Here is a 15,602-nt window from a genome sequence, read left to right as displayed (position 1 = left end):
ACCACGGGACGCGCCACGACCCGCAGGAAAAATCACTGCAGGCGGCGCAGTTGAGTAAACGCTGGGGATGAGGCGGCGGCACACAAAAGCGCCGTGCTTTTCTTCAAGCCGTAGAGAAAGGTATGACTTGAGCCGATGCAAAAAAACCTCGGCAAGCAGACCTTTCCGGCATCAATGACTGACGTTTCAAGGCGGCCCCATGGCGGGGCCGCCGTTGTTTTCAGGAGGCGGGTTTCTCGCCGTACCAACGTGGCGTGTAGACCCACTCGCCACCACCTGCCCGCGCAAAGACGCAGGTGGTGGACGAACCGATCAGCACCATGGTGCGCATGTCCACCTGCTCCGGCGTCAGTTGCCCCAGGGTGGTGACTCGCAGGGTCTGGCCCGGGCGACCGATGTCACGGCCCAAGACCACCGGTGTTTCAGGCGTGCGGTGCTGCGCGACGATTTCCAGGGCGCGTCCCAACTGCCAGGGCCGCGCACGGGAGATCGGGTTATAGAACGCCAGCGCCAGGTCGGCCTGGGACGCCAGGTCCAGGCGCTTCTCGATGATCGACCAGGGTTTGAGGTTGTCCGACAGTGACATCACACAGAAGTCATGCCCCAGCGGGGCACCTGCCTGGGCCGCCGTGGCGAGGGATGCCGATACGCCCGGCAAAATCTCCAGGTCGACCTGATGCCAGGCCGGGTCGCCGGACTCGTGCAAGGCTTCGATCACCGCAGCGGCCATGGCGAATACACCCGGGTCACCCGAAGACACCACCACCACCGAACGCCCCTGCGCCGCCAGCTCAAAGGCATGACGCGCGCGCTGCATCTCTTCGCGATTGTCGGTGCAATGCTGGATCTGGTCCGCGCGGAACGGCCCGGCCATGCGCACATAGGTTTCGTAACCCAGCACGTCGGTGCAGCGGGCCAGCTCGGCTTTTACTGCCGGTACCATCAGTTCGGCAGCGCCGGGGCCCAAGCCGATCACCGCGAGGCGGCCACGGGGACGACCGATCAGGGACAGGTCCAGAGGGGCCTCGGCCACCGTGATTGCGATATCCGCCTGAGGCGCCAGATCGGCGAAGCGCAATGGCACGCCCAGCTCCAACGCCGCTTCGTGCAATGACGAATCGGCCATCTCCGTTTCAGCCGCCAGCAAGCAAGCCAGGGACTGCACGGCGAGCCCGGCATCCTGCAACGCCGCACGAATTCGCCCGGCCAGTTGCGGCCCCGGCTGGCAGGTAACCAGCACCGTCTTCGGATAAATCAGCAACTCATTGGCCGCAGGTGTGCGCTCGGCACTGCCGACGTGAATCGCCAGGCGCGCCTGTTGATCCTGGGGCAAGTTGGCCTGATCCAGCCACGGCGCCGCGCCTTCAATGCGTACTGATTCGCCAGCCAGCAAATCCGAGACAAAGCGTTTGCCCAGTTCCAGATCCCCCAGCTGATAACCATGGGGCGGGTTGAGCAGGCAGGTACCAAAACGCAGCTCGCCACTGGTGGTGATCGCGGCGGCAACGTCCAGGGCCGCGGCGATTTCCCGCGCCATCACGTTTACGCCACCGAGGCCACCGAGCAACGGCACCACCGCGCTGCCGTCTTCGGCGACGGCCAGCACAGCAGGCTCGATGCCCTTCTCCAGCAGCAGCGGCGCCAGGGTGCGGATCACAATCCCGGCGGCGCACAGCGCGATGATCGGCGTGCCCTGTTGATACAACTGGCGCACGCTGGCGCCGAATTCGTTATAGGCCTGATCTGCGCCCTCGACCCGCCCGGCCAGGCCGTGGATCAGTGCGTCGGGATACACCTGCTGGATAGCGCGGGCCGTGGCGAGGCTGCCCTGCCCCAGGATGACAATCGCGGGAGCCGTCATCAGCCTTGCCACCTTTCACCGGGAACGATGATCAACGAGAAATACGGCGAGGACGTCGGATCGACCTGATCCAGGGCGACGATTTTCTGATTGGCCATGGTCGCGCGCTCGACGTACAACGCCCGGCTCGCCAATCCCAATTCTTCCAGTACCTGACGCACCTTGGTGAAGTTGCGCCCCAGCTTCATGATCACCGCCGCGTCGGCATCCGCCAGGCGACGCTTGAGTTCGTCATGGGGCAGCACGCCGGAAAGCACCGACAGGCTCTGGTTGCGGTACACCAACGGTGCGCCCAGTACAGAGGCGCCACCGAGCATCGAGCACACACCCGGGATCACCTGGGCTTCGTAGCGCTCGGCCAGGCGGTCGTGCAAATACATGTAGGAGCCGTAGAAGAACGGGTCGCCTTCACAGATCACCGCCACATCGCGCCCCGCGTCCAGATGTGCCGCAACGTCGACACTGGCGGTGTCGTAGAAATCGCTGATCACTTGCTCGTAGGACAGCGGCGCCGGCAACACTTCAGTGGTCACCGGGTACACCAGCGGCATCAGGGTTTGCTGGGGCACCAAATGGTCTTCGATGATGCCGAAGGCGTTGCCCTTCTTGCCCTTGGCCACGAAGTACGCCACCACCGGCGATTCGCGCAGCAGGCGCAGGGCTTTGAGGGTAATCAGTTCCGGATCGCCGGGGCCTACGCCCAGGCCAATCAAACGTCCGCGTGCCGGCATCATTCGACCTCCGTGGCCAAGGCGTTGACCGCGGCGGCGGCCATCGCACTGCCGCCGAGGCGGCCCTGCATGATCACAAACGGTACGCCGCGGCTGTCTGCCGCCAGCATCGCCTTGGATTCGGCGGCGCCGACAAAGCCCACTGGAAAACCGAGGATCAGTGCAGGTTTTGGCGCGCCGGCGTCGAGCATTTCCAGCAGGTAAAACAGAGCTGTCGGCGCATTGCCGATCACCACCACACTGCCTTCCAGGTGCGGGCGCCACAGCTCCAGGGCGGCGGCGGAACGGGTGTTGCCCAGCTCGCGGGCCAACTCCGGCACGCTGTCGTCGCGCAGGGTGCAGATCACCTGATTGTTGGCCGGCAGGCGCGTACGGGTCACGCCTTCGGAGACCATCCGCGCATCACACAGGATCGGCGCGCCAGCGGCCAGGGCTTCGCGCCCGGCCTTGCCGGCACCTTCGGAAAATTGCAGGCCGTCGATGGCGTCGACCATGCCGCAGGCATGAATCACCCGCACCGCGAGTTTTTCCAGGTCGGCAGGGATGCGATCAAGCCGGGCTTCTGCGCGAATGATCGCGAAGGAGTTGCGATAGATCTCCTGACCGTCGCGGATGTAATCAATCATCGGTGTTGCTCCGTGGGTGAGCGCGCAACAAGGCGCCCGCCGCTTCAATAGAAAGAGTGCGCGCGTGCAGGCGGCCGAAACCGGGCAGGCCTGCGTCGCGAAAATAGAGGTCGTAGTGGCCGGGACTTACCGCCAGCAGGGTGACCGGCGCGGTGTGTGCGGCCGCGCAGGAACGCGGGCAGCCGGACAGGTGCACGCTGTGGCCGGGCGCTAGCGCGGCCAGTTGCACGGCGTCGGCCTTGGTGTCGGACAGGCCTTTGGCGCAACCGCCGGCGCCGGTGCAGGCGATCATCCGTGCGAGGGGTTGGTCCACCGAACACAAAAAGCCAAGCTGTTCGAGGCGTTCGGTGACAGCCGCCGCATCCTGGATATTGGGCAGCAGCAGGCCTTGCCATGGCGTGACACGCAAGGTGGCGTCGCCATGGTCGACGGCCAGTTGCGCAGCGCCCCTGAGCATCGCCGAATCCAGGCGGCCCAAGGGTGCGACGGCGGCGACGTAGACCTGGTTTTTTTGGCGCTGTGGATAACTTCCCAGGTGCAGCGGCGCGGGGTTGGAGTGCCTTGAAAAGCCATCAACCGGCTGCAATGGCATATTCAGCTGCCGCAAAAAGTTATCCACAGCGGTTTCAGCCAGCAGATGGCGCATACGGGTCTGATCAGGCCGGGCCAGTTCAAGGAACCGTTCCAGCACCGCCACCACCAGTGCATGCCCTTGCGCCAAAGGTACCGCCGCCAAGGGCGCTTCCCGCGCCGGGCAGCCTGCCAGGCCGAATGCCAACAGCGTGTTGCCATTGGCATCGAAGGCTGACAGCCACAGGTCGTGATGATGCTCGAGCATGGCCAGGGCTTCACCGCCGTCCAGTTGCACGGCGAACTTGGCCGACAGCTCATGGAAACGCGGGTGGGTTTCCAGGGTGGTGAGGATCTGGTCGGCCAACGGTCGGGTATCGAACAGCATCTCGCGGTCAATGCCGGCACTGGGGCTGAGCATCAGGTTGCGCACATCATCACCGGCGGCACGCTTGGGGCCCAGGTCGGCGGCCAGCAAGGCGGCGATCAATGCATCCTGTTCGGCGCCGATCCCGCGAATCTGCAGGTTGGCGCGGTTGGTCGCCTCGATCACCCCGCCGGCATGGGCCTGGGCGGCGTCGGCCACGGCAAACGCCTGCTCGGCACGGATCGAACCGCCCGCCAGTTTGATCCGGCAAATCCCGCCATCCAACGCCTGGACAATACGCAGCAACCCCGGACAGGCCGAGGGGCGCAAGGTATTGGACGGTGGTATTGGTTTCACGGGGCTACCGGTTCACGGGTAAAGGCGCGGTATTATGCCTGCTTTGTCCGGCGGCATGAAAAGCCTGCCCGTCGGATGTCGTTCAAGGAATTCATATGTCGCCCTGGCTGACGGTAGTAGGCATCGGTGAAGACGGCTTCAAGGGCCTGGGCAGAAACGCCCGGCACGCCCTGTTGCGCGCCTCGCGCATTATTGGCGGGCAACGCCAGCTGGACTTGTTGCCGGTGTGCATCCGTGGCGAACGCCAGGTGTGGCCCAGCCCGTTTTCCCTGGAGCCGGTGCTGGCCAGGCGTGGTGAAGCGGTGTGCGTGCTGGCCAGCGGCGACCCGATGTTCTATGGCGTGGGTGCGAGCCTGGCGCGGCAGGTGCCGGCCGATGAGCTGCTGATTCTGCCGGCGCCCTCTTCCGTGTCCCTGGCGGCGGCGCGTCTGGGCTGGCCGTTGCAAGAGGTAGTGACGCTGTCGGTGGTTGCCCGGCCGATGGCGGCGCTGAATGCGCATCTGGCCAGCGGCGTGCGTTTGCTGGTGCTGAGCAATGACGGCCAGAGCCCGGCGGCGATTGCCACACAATTGGCCGAGCGCGGGTTTGGCGCAAGTCGCCTGAGTGTGTTTGAACACCTCGGCGGGCCGGATGAGCGGCGCATCGACGGCATCGCCCGGGATTGGCCTGGCGAACCGATTGCCGCGTTGAACCTGCTGGCCATCGACTGCGTGGCCGACGCCAACACTGCGCGCCTGTCACGCCTGGCAGGGCTGCCGGACTCGGCCTTCAGGCACGACGGCCAACTGACCAAGCGCGACGTGCGCGCCATGACCCTCGCCCGCCTCGCGCCGATGCCCGGCGAACTGCTGTGGGACGTGGGCGCGGGCAGCGGCTCCATCGGGATCGAATGGATGCGCGCCCACCCCAGCTGCCGCGCCCTGGCCATCGAGGCCGATGAAGGCCGGCAACTGTTGATCGAACATAACCGTGATGCCCTTGGCGTCCCCGGCCTGCAACTGATTCGCGGCACCGCGCCCCACGCCCTGAACGGGCTGGAAGCGCCCGACGCCATCTTCATCGGCGGCGGCGTCACCCGCGACGGCGTGCTCGACACTTGCTGGCAACACCTGCGCCCGGGCGGCCGGCTGGTGGCCAACGCCGTGACCCTGCAAAGTGAAATGACCCTGATGGCCTGGCGCGAACAACACGGCGGCGAGCTGACCCGCATTCATGTGGCCCAGGCCCAGCCACTGGGGGGCTTTGATACCTGGCGCCAGGCGCTGCCGATCACCCTGCTGGAAGTGATCAAGCCGCTATGAAACGCATCCTGCTGTTGGGCGGCGTGACGGAAGCCCTGGCCATCGCCCGCACACTGGGGCCCGAACATATCTACAGCCTGGCGGGTGTTGGCCGCGTTCCCACCGACCTTACGTGCCAGGTGCGCGTCGGTGGCTATGGCGGCGCGGAAGGTTTGGCGCAGTTCATTCGCGATGAAGGTATCGAGCTGGTGCTGGACGCGACCCATCCGTATGCCGCACAGATCAGCGCCAATGCCGCCCGTGCTGCGGGTGTGTGTGGCATTCCCTGCTGGGCCCTGCGCCGCCCGGCGTGGCAGCCACAGGCGGATGATGACTGGCGCGAAGTCGGTGACTGGGCGGAGTTGATTGAAGCTCTGAAACCCTTCAAGCGACCACTGTTCACGCTGGGCCGTGAACCGTTACAACACCTCGACGAAATCCCCGCCGAGCAGTTCTGGACACTGCGCGCACTGGATGTGTACCCCGGCAATGAACGCTGCGAAGTGATTGGCGCCCGTGGGCCGTTTTTGATCGAGGATGAACGGGCGCTGTTTGAGCGGCGGCAGATTGATGTGCTGATCAGCAAGAACAGCGGCAGCACGGCTACCGAGCCGAAGCTGGAAGTGGCGCGGGAGCGGGGGGTGCCGGTGTTGGTGTTGAGGCGGCCGGTGTTGGCGCAGGTGGATAGGGCATTCACGACAGTCAACTCGGTACTGGAAGCATTCCAGTCTGTATGACGCAACACGAAACAAAGGTGGGAGCTGGCTTGCCTGCGATGCAAACGACACGGTCATTCAGATACACCGCGGCGATGCTATCGCAGGCAAGCCAGCTCCCACACTAACCTGCGTCGCGCTGTTAGCTCCGCGCGGCAGCCGTCTGTCCGGCTGCATCGTGCACCCGATCAGCCAGTAACTCCGCCAGCTCGATCAACTGAGCGACGCCCAACAACTCCTCTCGCTTCGATCCTTCCAGGCTAAACGCCAAGTCGCAACTCAGCGCGTTGGCCGAGGCGAGTGTTTCAATGAGGTTGACCAACAGGTCTTCGGTGCTGATTCCGTCGGCTACGGTGAACAGCCGAAAAGGGGGATTGGGGGTAGGTTTAATCATTGTGAAGCTCCGGAGAAGTACAAAGGAGCTACCACTGATCGCCGCGATGCGATGGGGGTGGTAGCTGAACGCGGGTTCGCGGACCGGCTCTCCAGAACACCGGCATACCCGAAGGTATCCCGCGCACAGCCACCATAGCGCCGCACAGTAGACGATAAAAAAGCGCCAACTGAAAGGACACGATGACGCTTTTGCGTCTGAAGAAATCCGGGCCGCGACGCCCGACCACTGAGTTTGCAGTGGTGTTCGGAGACTAGAGATTGAGTTTCCTAGAGACAACCGCCAATCACTGTCGGAAATTTCTGTGGAGGGCCTCCACATTCGAATCGAACACAATCCAAACTGTGGGAGCTGGCTTGCCTGCGATAGCATCACCTCGTTCCAGCAGGAAGACCGAGTCGCCTGTATCGCAAGGTGCAATGACCTCGTAGGAAAGCGCCTCAATCATCGACATCCTTTTGACAACCTCGCTTTAAAAACTGATTCGCCTTACACCCCCCTCCGAACCAGCCGGCTGGTTCAGCCAAAAGCCCTCGCCCTAAGCTCCCCTCCCGCAGTTTTGCACCAGAGTCTGCGATGGGGATGCACTGCTTTTGCGGAGCATCGTGACTTGTCATTCTGTATCCCAAGGAATACGATCCAAGATGATTCACTTCAAGAAATCCAAGCATTTCCTGGAGTGGCTTGATTCGTTAAACAATAAACCGGCCCGTGCACGCGTACTGGCAAGGTTGAATAACGCACAATCAGGCAACTTCGGAGACTGTGAGACAGTAGGAAATGGCGTTTCGGAAATGCGCATCCACTACGGTCCTGGATACCGGGTTTATTTCACTCGTAGAGAGGAGGTGGTTTACCTGTTGTTGATAGGCGGCGATAAATCAACGCAGAAACGCGATATCCAGCGCGCTAAGCAAATTGCAGCAGACTTTGAAAAAAAGGAGTAAGCCATGACTGAATTTACAGACTTCGACATAGCGGAACACCTCAAGACTCCTGAAGATATGGCCGAGTATCTTGAAGCGTGCTTCGAGGAGGATGCCGGTGACGGACTGCTTATTCGTTCAGCCCTCAACAACATCGCCCGCGCCCAAGGCATGACTCAAGTAGCCCGCGACGCAGGCCTCGGACGCGAAAGTTTATATAAAGCCCTCTCCAGCACTGGCAATCCCGAGTTCGCGACTATCATGAAGGTCATGAAAGCGCTCGGCCTGAAGCTGCACGCCACAGCTGGTTGATAGCACTGCGACACCAAACCACACCGCCCCTTTTTACTTATCCTCCCCGATCAGGCTAAATACCCACCTGATCGCTTAACCCTACGGATTGTCCGCCATGGCCCGTCAACGCTTTGCAATTGCCTGGATAGCCTGCCTTGCAGTGCTGTTCAATGCGTTTGCCATGCCGCTGGCGGGTGCGATGCAGCAGGCGGATGACCCGGTCAAGCAACTGCTGTGGGGCAGTTTCTGCTCCTCCAATGCCAACAAGCTGACGGCCATTGCCCTGGGCAAGCTGGAGATTCCGGCGCCGCAGCAGGACGATCACTCCACCATGCAGCATTGCTGGTGCTGCTCGGGCTCGGCGCCATTAGTGGCGCTGCCGGGGCATTCACCAACACTGTATTTCGCAAGATTCGACGCGGTGCAAGACCTGCCGCCGCCGTCATTGCAATCCCCCACCCCGCGCCAGCAATGGCCGAGCCTTAACCCCCGCGCCTCTCCAACGGTCTGATTTCTTCGCAAGTGAACTGCGTTTAGAACCGTTCTGGAGAACTGCCATGCTCAAATCTTCCCTGCTTCTGGCTGCGTTGTTGCTGCCGGTGTGTGCTGCTGCCAATGCCGAAGACTTCAAGGTCGGCGAACTGGTGGTCAGCGAACCCTGGTCCCAGGAACTGCCGCCCAATGCGCCGACCGTCGCGGCGTATTTCGTGATTCATAACCAGGGCGAGCATGCGGATCGCTTGCTCAGCGTCGACACGCCCGTGGCCGCCAAGGCCGAACTGCATGAGCATGTGATGCAGGGCGATCTGATGAAGATGCAGCAGGTGACCAGCGTCGCGGTGCCGGCCAAAGGTGACCTGACGTTCGCGCCCATGGCCTACCACGTGATGCTGCTGGACCTGAAGGACCGCAGCGTTTTGCGCGACGGCCAGCATTTTCCGCTGACCCTGAACTTTGAAAAGGCCGGGCCAGTGAAGGTGGAAGTGTCAGTGCAGAAGCAGCCGCCCATGGCCGGCCACGAACACATGCACGCCCAATAGATAAACCTCGATGGGCGCCCCACGCGCCAGGTTGTCCCCGCACCGCCGTAAGCCTGTAGGCCTTATGCGCGGCAGCTGGATCAGCCTGTTCGCCATGCTGATGATCTTTATCGGTCCGCTGATTTCCCAAGCGATGCCGATGGATCATCACGCCGGCATGTCGATGGAAATGTCCATGGACGCGCCGAGCTGCCATGGCGACGCCAAGCCTGCGACCGATCACCACAAAGCACCCGACGAACACCACGTGCTCTGGGAAAAGTGCGGCTATTGCAGCCTGCTCTTCAGTTGCCCGGCGCTGCCTGGCAGCGTGTCGTTTGTCACCCTCGGCAGCCCGCCGCCCGCCAACGCCCTGACCCCCGCCCCACGCCTGGGCCATGCCCGGCAAACCGTGTTCCCCGGTGCCCGCAGCCGCGCCCCGCCCATCATCGCGTAAGCACTTCACACCGTTACTTCACCCCGGCCGACTTTAGACAGACAGCCGCAGGCTGCTGGCCGTGTTGTTTACGAATGAATGATGGAATTTTTCATGTCCAGGTTTTCTGCTGACACCCGTTTGGGATGTACTCCCGTTTTCGCCGTTCTGTGTGGCGCGCTGCTGGTTCCACAGGCCCACGCCGACGAACATGCCGACCACAATGAACTGAGCCCGACGGTGATCACCGCCATTGCCCCCAGCTCACCACTGACCGTCGTCACCAACCCGAAAGACCCGCGCCAACCGGTGCCCGCCAGCGATGGCGGCGACTACCTCAAGACCATCCCCGGCTTCGCCCTGGTGCGCAACGGCGGCACCAACGGCGACCCGGTGCTGCGGGGCATGTTCGGCTCACGCCTGAACATCCTCACCAACGGCAGCATGATGCTCGGCGCCTGCCCCGGCCGGATGGATGCGCCCACCTCCTATATCTCACCGGAAACCTACGACAAGCTCACCGTGATCAAAGGCCCGCAAACCGTGCTCTGGGGTCCGGGCGCTTCAGCCGGCACGGTCCTGTTCGAGCGCGAGCCCGAGCAATTCGGCGAGCTGGGCACGCGGGTCAACGCCAGTATCCTGGCGGGCTCCAACGGGCGTTTCGACAAAGTCGTCGACGCAGCAGCCGGCGGGCCGCTGGGTTATGTGCGGGTGATCGGCAACCAGGCCCACGCCGATGACTACAAGGACGGCAACAACGACACCGTCGCCTCGCGCTACGACAAGTGGAACGGCGACGTGGCCGTGGGCTGGACCCCGGACGCCGACACCTTGCTGGAACTCACCGCCGGCCGTGGCGATGGCGAAGCCCGCTACGCCGGGCGTGGCATGGACGGTTCGCAGTTTTTGCGCGAGAGCCTCGGATTACGCTTCGAGAAATCGAACATCGGCGAGGTGCTGGATAAGGTCGAAGCGCAGGTCTACTACAACTACGCCGACCACGTGATGGACAACTACACCCTGCGCGTCCCGTCGGGCACCGGGATGATGGCCGGGCCCATGGCGGCCAACGTCGACCGCCGCACCCTCGGCGCCCGTATCAAGGCCACCTGGCGCTGGGCCGATGTGCAGTTGATCAGCGGCATTGATGCACAAACCAACGAACACCGCGAACGCAGCGCCATGGGCGTCGACACCTACAAGGACCTGCCCCGCAGCAAGGACGCCAACTTCCACAACTACGGGGTGTTCGGCGAACTGACCTGGTACGCCGCCGACCGCGACCGCCTGATCACCGGCGCCCGCGTCGACCGCGCCTCGGCCAAGGATTTCCGGCAAACCATCAGCTCCGGGATGATGAGCAGCCCCAACCCCACCGCCGGTAAAACCCGCGCCGATACGCTGCCGTCCGGCTTTGTGCGCTACGAGCACGATCTGGCGGACAGCCCTGCCACCCTGTACGCGGGGCTTGGGCATTCGGAGCGTTTCCCTGATTACTGGGAGCTGTTTTCTCCCGACACCGGGTCGGTCGGTTCCGTGAATGCCTTCGACGGTGTGAAGCCTGAAAAAACCACCCAGCTGGATTTTGGCCTGCAATACAAATCCGCCGATCTCGATGCCTGGGCCTCGGGCTACGTCGGCCAGGTGCGTGATTTCATCCTGTTCGACTACCAGCCGGGAATGATGGGCACCACCTCCCAGGCGCGCAATGTGGACGCGCGAATCATGGGCGGTGAATTGGGCGCAGCCTACAAGCTGACCGCCAACTGGAAGGCCGATGCCACCTTCGCCTACGCCTGGGGCAAGAACACCAGCGACGGCAAACCGCTGCCGCAGATCCCGCCGCTGGATGCGCGCTTCGGGCTCACCTACAGCCAGGACGACTGGAGCGCCGGCGCCTTGTGGCGGGTGGTCGCGGCGCAAAACCGCATCGACCAGAACAAGGGCAACGTGGTGGGCAAGGACTTCGACAAAAGCTCGGGGTTTGGCGTGTTCTCGCTGAACGCGGCGTATCGCATCAACAAGAATTTCAAGGTCAGCACCGGCGTCGACAACCTGTTCGGCAAGGCGTACGCCGAACACCTGAACCTGGCCGGCAACGCCGGGTTCGGCTACCCGGCCAATGACCCGCAAGCCATCAAGGAACCGGGGCGCACGCTCTGGACCAAGGTGGACATGAGCTTCTAAGCGCATCGCAGGCAAGCCGGCTCCCACAGTTGCAATGCATTCCACTGTGGGAGCGGGCTTGCCCGCGATGGCGTCCTCGATAACACAAAAAATCCAAGCCTTTGCGGAGCACCCTGATGAACCCACCGAAGATTTCCTTCTACAACCTGGCCTGGCGCTGGCATTTCTACGCCGGGCTGTTTGTCGCGCCATTCATGGTGCTGCTGGCCCTGACCGGCATCATCTACCTGTTCAAACCTCAACTCGACCCGCTGATGTACGGCAACCTGCTGACCGTGCAAAGCGCCGAACACGCGCTGAGTGCCGACGAGCAACTGCAACGTGCCCAGGCTGCCTATCCAAAAGGCAAGATCAGCAAGTACCTGCCACCTGCCGACGCCACCAGCAGCGCGCAATTCGTGATGCACAACGACGGGCGCGAAGTGACTGTGTTCGTCGACCCGTATCGCGGCACCGTGCTCGGCGAACAGGACTCGAAATACAACCTGCAAGCCATCGCCCGCGCGCTGCATGGCGAGTTGATGATCGGCACCGTCGGTGATCGCCTGGTGGAACTGGCCGCCGGCTGGGGCGTGATGCTGGTGATTTCGGGCGTGTATCTGTGGTGGCCGCGAGGCAAGTCGGCGGCGGGCATTCTGTGGCCGCGGCTGGGCAGTCGCGGTCGCTTGTTCTGGCGCGATCTGCACGCGGTTGCCGGTTTCTGGGGCGCGGCGTTCCTGCTGGTGATGCTGCTCAGCGGCATGACCTGGACCGGCTTCTGGGGCAAGCAATACGCCGAACTGTGGAATAAATTCCCGTCGGCCATGTGGAACAACGTGCCGCAGTCCGACCAGCAGGCCCGCAGCCTCAACACCGCGAGCCAACAAACCGTGCCGTGGGCCATGGAAAACACGCCGATGCCGATGTCTGGCGAGCATGCCGAGCACATGAACCACGCCGGTATGAGCCATGGCCCCGCCGCCCCGGTCATCCGCCTGCAACAGGTGGTCGACCTCGCCAACTCACGCAAGGTCGAGCCCGGCTACAGCATCACCTTCCCCACCACTGCCGAAGGCGTGTTCACCATCGCGGTGTTCGCCAACGACCCGCGCAATGACGCCACCCTGCATGTGGACCAATACTCCGGCAAGGTCCTGGCCGATGTGCGCTGGGAGCACTACAACAGCGTGGCGCGGGTTACCGAATCGGGCGTGATGCTGCACGAAGGCAAGATGTTTGGCGTGGTCAATCAGATCATCGTGCTGCTGATTTGCCTGATGATCCTGCTCAGCGCCGTCAGCGGTGTGGTGATCTGGTGGAAGCGTCGGCCACAGGGCAGCCTGGGGGTTCCACCGTTGCGCCATGACCTGCCGAAATGGAAAACCGCGATGGTGATCATGCTCGGGCTGGCGATTGTCTTTCCGCTGGTGGGCGCCTCGCTGATCGTGGTCTGGGCACTGGATCGCCTGGTGCTTTCACGGTGGTTTGGCCAACGTGAATCTGCCTCAGGTTCAGCGTGAAACAGACGAGATGCCCTACCTAGAGGCGTTATGTAGTCTTACGCGGGCTTTCGCCCACGCCGCACAAAGTGTTATATTGTAACACTTAATGTGTTCTCCCACTCGCCGCGCCCTGCGGCGAGTACCGTCTCGAAGAAGCGATTTATCGTCCGATGAACAAGTACCTTGCGTCCGGCCTGTGCCTGCTCGCCCTGCAAAACACTGCCCAGGCCCTGACGCTTCCCGCCAGTGCCGTCTCCGCCCCCGCTGTCGACGACGAGCGCGTCGACCTGAACACCCCGACCACGGCAGGTTCACGCCTGAACCTCACGGCCCTGCAAACCCCGGGCAGCGTTGAAAGCCAGACCGGCAAGCAGATTCGCGCACGGGGCGATGCCACGGTGCAGGACGCGATTTCCCGGGCCACCGGCATCAGCCGCACCGGCACGCCGGGCGACGGTGGTACCTCGTTGTCGGCACGCGGGTTCACCGGCCAGAGCTCGGTGCTGCAGTTGTACGACGGCGCGCGCATGTTCGATGGCGCGGGCACTTCCACCTTCCCGGTGGACACCTGGTCCGTTGAGCGGGTGGACGTACTGCGCGGCCCGGCCTCGGTGATGTACGGCCAGGGCGCCACCGGCGCGGTGATCAACACCATCGCGAAGAAACCCTTCGAGGGCGAGATCGAAAACCATATCCGCCTGGGCTACGGTTCTTATGACCGCCAGCAGCAAGCCCTCGACAGCGGCGGCTCGCTGACCGACACCCTGAGCTATCGCCTGAACATCAACCGCCTGCGCAGCAACGGTTTCATCGACCGCGGCGAGTCCGGCAGCGACTTCGTCAGCGGTGCCCTGCGCTGGCAGGCGGCGGACAACCTGAGCTTCACCCTGGCCTCCGACTACGGCGACCAGACCCCGCAAAACGACTACGGCACACCGCTGATCAACGGCCAGTTGCACAAGGGCCTGCGGGACAAGAACTACAACGTCAGCAACGATATCCAGCACTACAACGACCAGTGGACGCGCCTGACCAGCGAGTGGCAGATCAACGACAACGTCACCGCCACCAACGAACTGTCCTACCTGAAAAACCAGCGGCGCTGGCAGAACGCCGAGAGCTACAACTACGTCGACGGCGGCCTGGTGCGCCAGAGCTACCTGGGCATCAAGCACAACCAGGAACAGGTGGGTGACCGCCAGACCTTCACCTTCAAACACACGCTGTTCGGCCTCGACAGCCAGACGGTGACGGGGGTGGAGTACAACCGCATTCGCTTCCGCCTGGCCAGCAACTCGCCGTTCGATGACCTGACGAACGCCGGCCAACCGGTGGACATCAACCACCCGGTACCGCAGCCGTTTGAAAGCGCCAGCCCCTTCGTCCCGCAGTCCGTCAGCACCACCAAACAGCTGGCCGCGTTCGCCGAAAACCGCCTGCAACTGACTGATCAACTGTCACTGATCACCGGCGTGCGCCGCGATTACCTGCACATCGACAGTGACTCCCTGGTGGATGGCAGCGACGCCAACAAGACCTTTACCGGCAACAACTGGAAAGCCGGCCTGGTCTACGCGATCACCCCGGACACCTCGGTCTACGGCCAGTACGCCACCAGCACCGACGGCGTCGGCAGCCTGATCACCCTGAGCCCGAGCCAGCAGCAGTTCGGCCTGTCCACCGCCAAGCAAACCGAGATCGGCCTCAAGCAGGCGTTCTGGGATTCCCGTGGTGAATGGACCCTGGCGGCCTACCACATCGTCAAAAAGAAACTGTTGGTGAGCATCCCAGGCACCACCCTCAAGGAACAAGTCGGCCAGCAATCCTCCATCGGCCTGGAAGCCAGCCTCGACCTGCAACTGCCCGATGCCTGGCAACTGCAAGCCAACGCTGCGATCGTGCGGGCGCAGTACGACGACTTCTCCGAAGTGGTCAACGGCCAGTCCGTGTCCCGCGACGGCAACCGCCCCACCGACGTGCCGCGCCGCACCGCCAACCTGTGGCTGAGCAAGGCCATCACTGACGACGTGCGTGCCGGTGCGGGTGTGCGTTATGTAGACTCGCGTTTCGCCAACACCGCCAACACCAGCGAAGTGCCGAGCTACACCGTGGTCGACGCCAGCGTTTCATGGAAAGCCATGCGCAACACGACATTGGGCCTGCAATTGAATAACCTGTTCGACCGCACTTACGCCGTCAGCCAATACAACGACGGCCAGCAATGGATCCTGGGCGAGCCGCGCTCGTTCTTCGTGACGGCGGACTACACCTTCTAACTGAACGCAACACTGTCCAAATGTGGGAGCGGGCTTGCTCGCGAATGCGGTGTGTCAGGCACTGTATCTGTTACTGATCCA

General features: G+C 63.0%; 15 protein-coding genes. 10 read left to right on the top strand and 5 right to left on the bottom strand.

The features are described 5' to 3' along the window. Positions 1 to 220: 220 nt before the first annotated feature. The 4 genes from cobJ to cobG are packed head-to-tail and all read right to left on the bottom strand — an operon-like array spanning position 221 to position 4,512. Positions 221 to 1,861: a precorrin-3B C(17)-methyltransferase gene (cobJ, locus tag V6607_RS03225; protein ID WP_134325665.1), complete on the bottom strand. Its 1,641-nt coding sequence runs from the start codon at positions 1,859 to 1,861 to the stop codon at positions 221 to 223. After that, positions 1,861 to 2,592, bottom strand: coding sequence for a precorrin-2 C(20)-methyltransferase (locus V6607_RS03220; RefSeq protein WP_003217336.1), 732 nt, complete (start codon positions 2,590 to 2,592; stop codon positions 1,861 to 1,863). The genes cobJ and V6607_RS03220 overlap by 1 nt, the downstream gene beginning before the upstream one ends. Beyond that, positions 2,592 to 3,218, bottom strand: coding sequence for a precorrin-8X methylmutase (locus V6607_RS03215; protein WP_003217338.1), 627 nt, complete (start codon positions 3,216 to 3,218; stop codon positions 2,592 to 2,594). The genes V6607_RS03220 and V6607_RS03215 overlap by 1 nt, the downstream gene beginning before the upstream one ends. Next, entirely contained in the window at positions 3,211 to 4,512 is a 1,302-nt protein-coding gene (gene cobG, locus V6607_RS03210; protein ID WP_305955642.1) for a precorrin-3B synthase, read from the bottom strand. Before cobG ends, V6607_RS03215 begins: the two co-directional genes overlap by 8 nt. 95 nt (positions 4,513 to 4,607) lie before the next feature. Here cobG and cbiE point away from each other — a divergent pair, with 95 nt between their 5' ends. Next, positions 4,608 to 5,813, top strand: coding sequence for a precorrin-6y C5,15-methyltransferase (decarboxylating) subunit CbiE (gene cbiE, locus V6607_RS03205; RefSeq protein WP_102368009.1), 1,206 nt, complete (start codon positions 4,608 to 4,610; stop codon positions 5,811 to 5,813). Then, positions 5,810 to 6,529, top strand: a complete 720-nt coding sequence (locus V6607_RS03200; protein ID WP_134325664.1) for a cobalt-precorrin-6A reductase — start codon at positions 5,810 to 5,812, stop codon at positions 6,527 to 6,529. The genes cbiE and V6607_RS03200 overlap by 4 nt, the downstream gene beginning before the upstream one ends. A 121-nt stretch (positions 6,530 to 6,650) precedes the next feature. Here V6607_RS03200 and V6607_RS03195 read toward each other — a convergent pair whose 3' ends face one another. Beyond that, entirely contained in the window at positions 6,651 to 6,902 is a 252-nt protein-coding gene (locus V6607_RS03195; RefSeq protein WP_087693137.1) for a DUF6124 family protein, read from the bottom strand. A 644-nt stretch (positions 6,903 to 7,546) separates the two neighbouring features. Here V6607_RS03195 and V6607_RS03190 point away from each other — a divergent pair. The 8 genes from V6607_RS03190 (at position 7,547) to V6607_RS03155 (ending at position 15,521) form a co-directional block, all read left to right on the top strand. Further along, complete coding sequence (locus V6607_RS03190; protein ID WP_008439032.1) at positions 7,547 to 7,849, top strand: type II toxin-antitoxin system RelE/ParE family toxin; 303 nt, start codon at positions 7,547 to 7,549, stop codon at positions 7,847 to 7,849. 3 nt (positions 7,850 to 7,852) lie between these two features. Next, positions 7,853 to 8,140, top strand: coding sequence for an addiction module antidote protein (locus V6607_RS03185; protein ID WP_008439033.1), 288 nt, complete (start codon positions 7,853 to 7,855; stop codon positions 8,138 to 8,140). Between the two features lie 97 nt (positions 8,141 to 8,237). Then, positions 8,238 to 8,633, top strand: coding sequence for a DUF2946 domain-containing protein (locus V6607_RS03180; RefSeq protein WP_008439034.1), 396 nt, complete (start codon positions 8,238 to 8,240; stop codon positions 8,631 to 8,633). A 46-nt stretch (positions 8,634 to 8,679) separates the two neighbouring features. Further along, positions 8,680 to 9,162: a copper chaperone PCu(A)C gene (locus V6607_RS03175; protein WP_076017993.1), complete on the top strand. Its 483-nt coding sequence runs from the start codon at positions 8,680 to 8,682 to the stop codon at positions 9,160 to 9,162. Positions 9,163 to 9,226: 64 nt separating this feature from the next. After that, positions 9,227 to 9,598: a DUF2946 domain-containing protein gene (locus tag V6607_RS03170; RefSeq protein WP_102607479.1), complete on the top strand. Its 372-nt coding sequence runs from the start codon at positions 9,227 to 9,229 to the stop codon at positions 9,596 to 9,598. A 93-nt stretch (positions 9,599 to 9,691) separates the two neighbouring features. Next, positions 9,692 to 11,764: a TonB-dependent copper receptor gene (locus V6607_RS03165; RefSeq protein ID WP_134325663.1), complete on the top strand. Its 2,073-nt coding sequence runs from the start codon at positions 9,692 to 9,694 to the stop codon at positions 11,762 to 11,764. Between the two features lie 116 nt (positions 11,765 to 11,880). Further along, complete coding sequence (locus V6607_RS03160) at positions 11,881 to 13,263, top strand: PepSY domain-containing protein (RefSeq protein WP_134325662.1); 1,383 nt, start codon at positions 11,881 to 11,883, stop codon at positions 13,261 to 13,263. Positions 13,264 to 13,415: 152 nt separating this feature from the next. Beyond that, the gene (locus tag V6607_RS03155) at positions 13,416 to 15,521 is read left to right on the top strand and encodes a TonB-dependent siderophore receptor (protein ID WP_134325661.1); all 2,106 of its coding nucleotides are present in this window, start codon (positions 13,416 to 13,418) and stop codon (positions 15,519 to 15,521) included. Positions 15,522 to 15,602 lie beyond the last annotated feature (81 nt).

Origin of the sequence: Pseudomonas sp. KK18, from assembly GCF_037094675.1 — a bacterium.
GTDB lineage: Bacteria > Pseudomonadota > Gammaproteobacteria > Pseudomonadales > Pseudomonadaceae > Aquipseudomonas.
The sequence above is the reverse complement of the archived record's forward strand: the minus strand, read 5'-3'. Positions and strand labels throughout refer to the sequence as shown.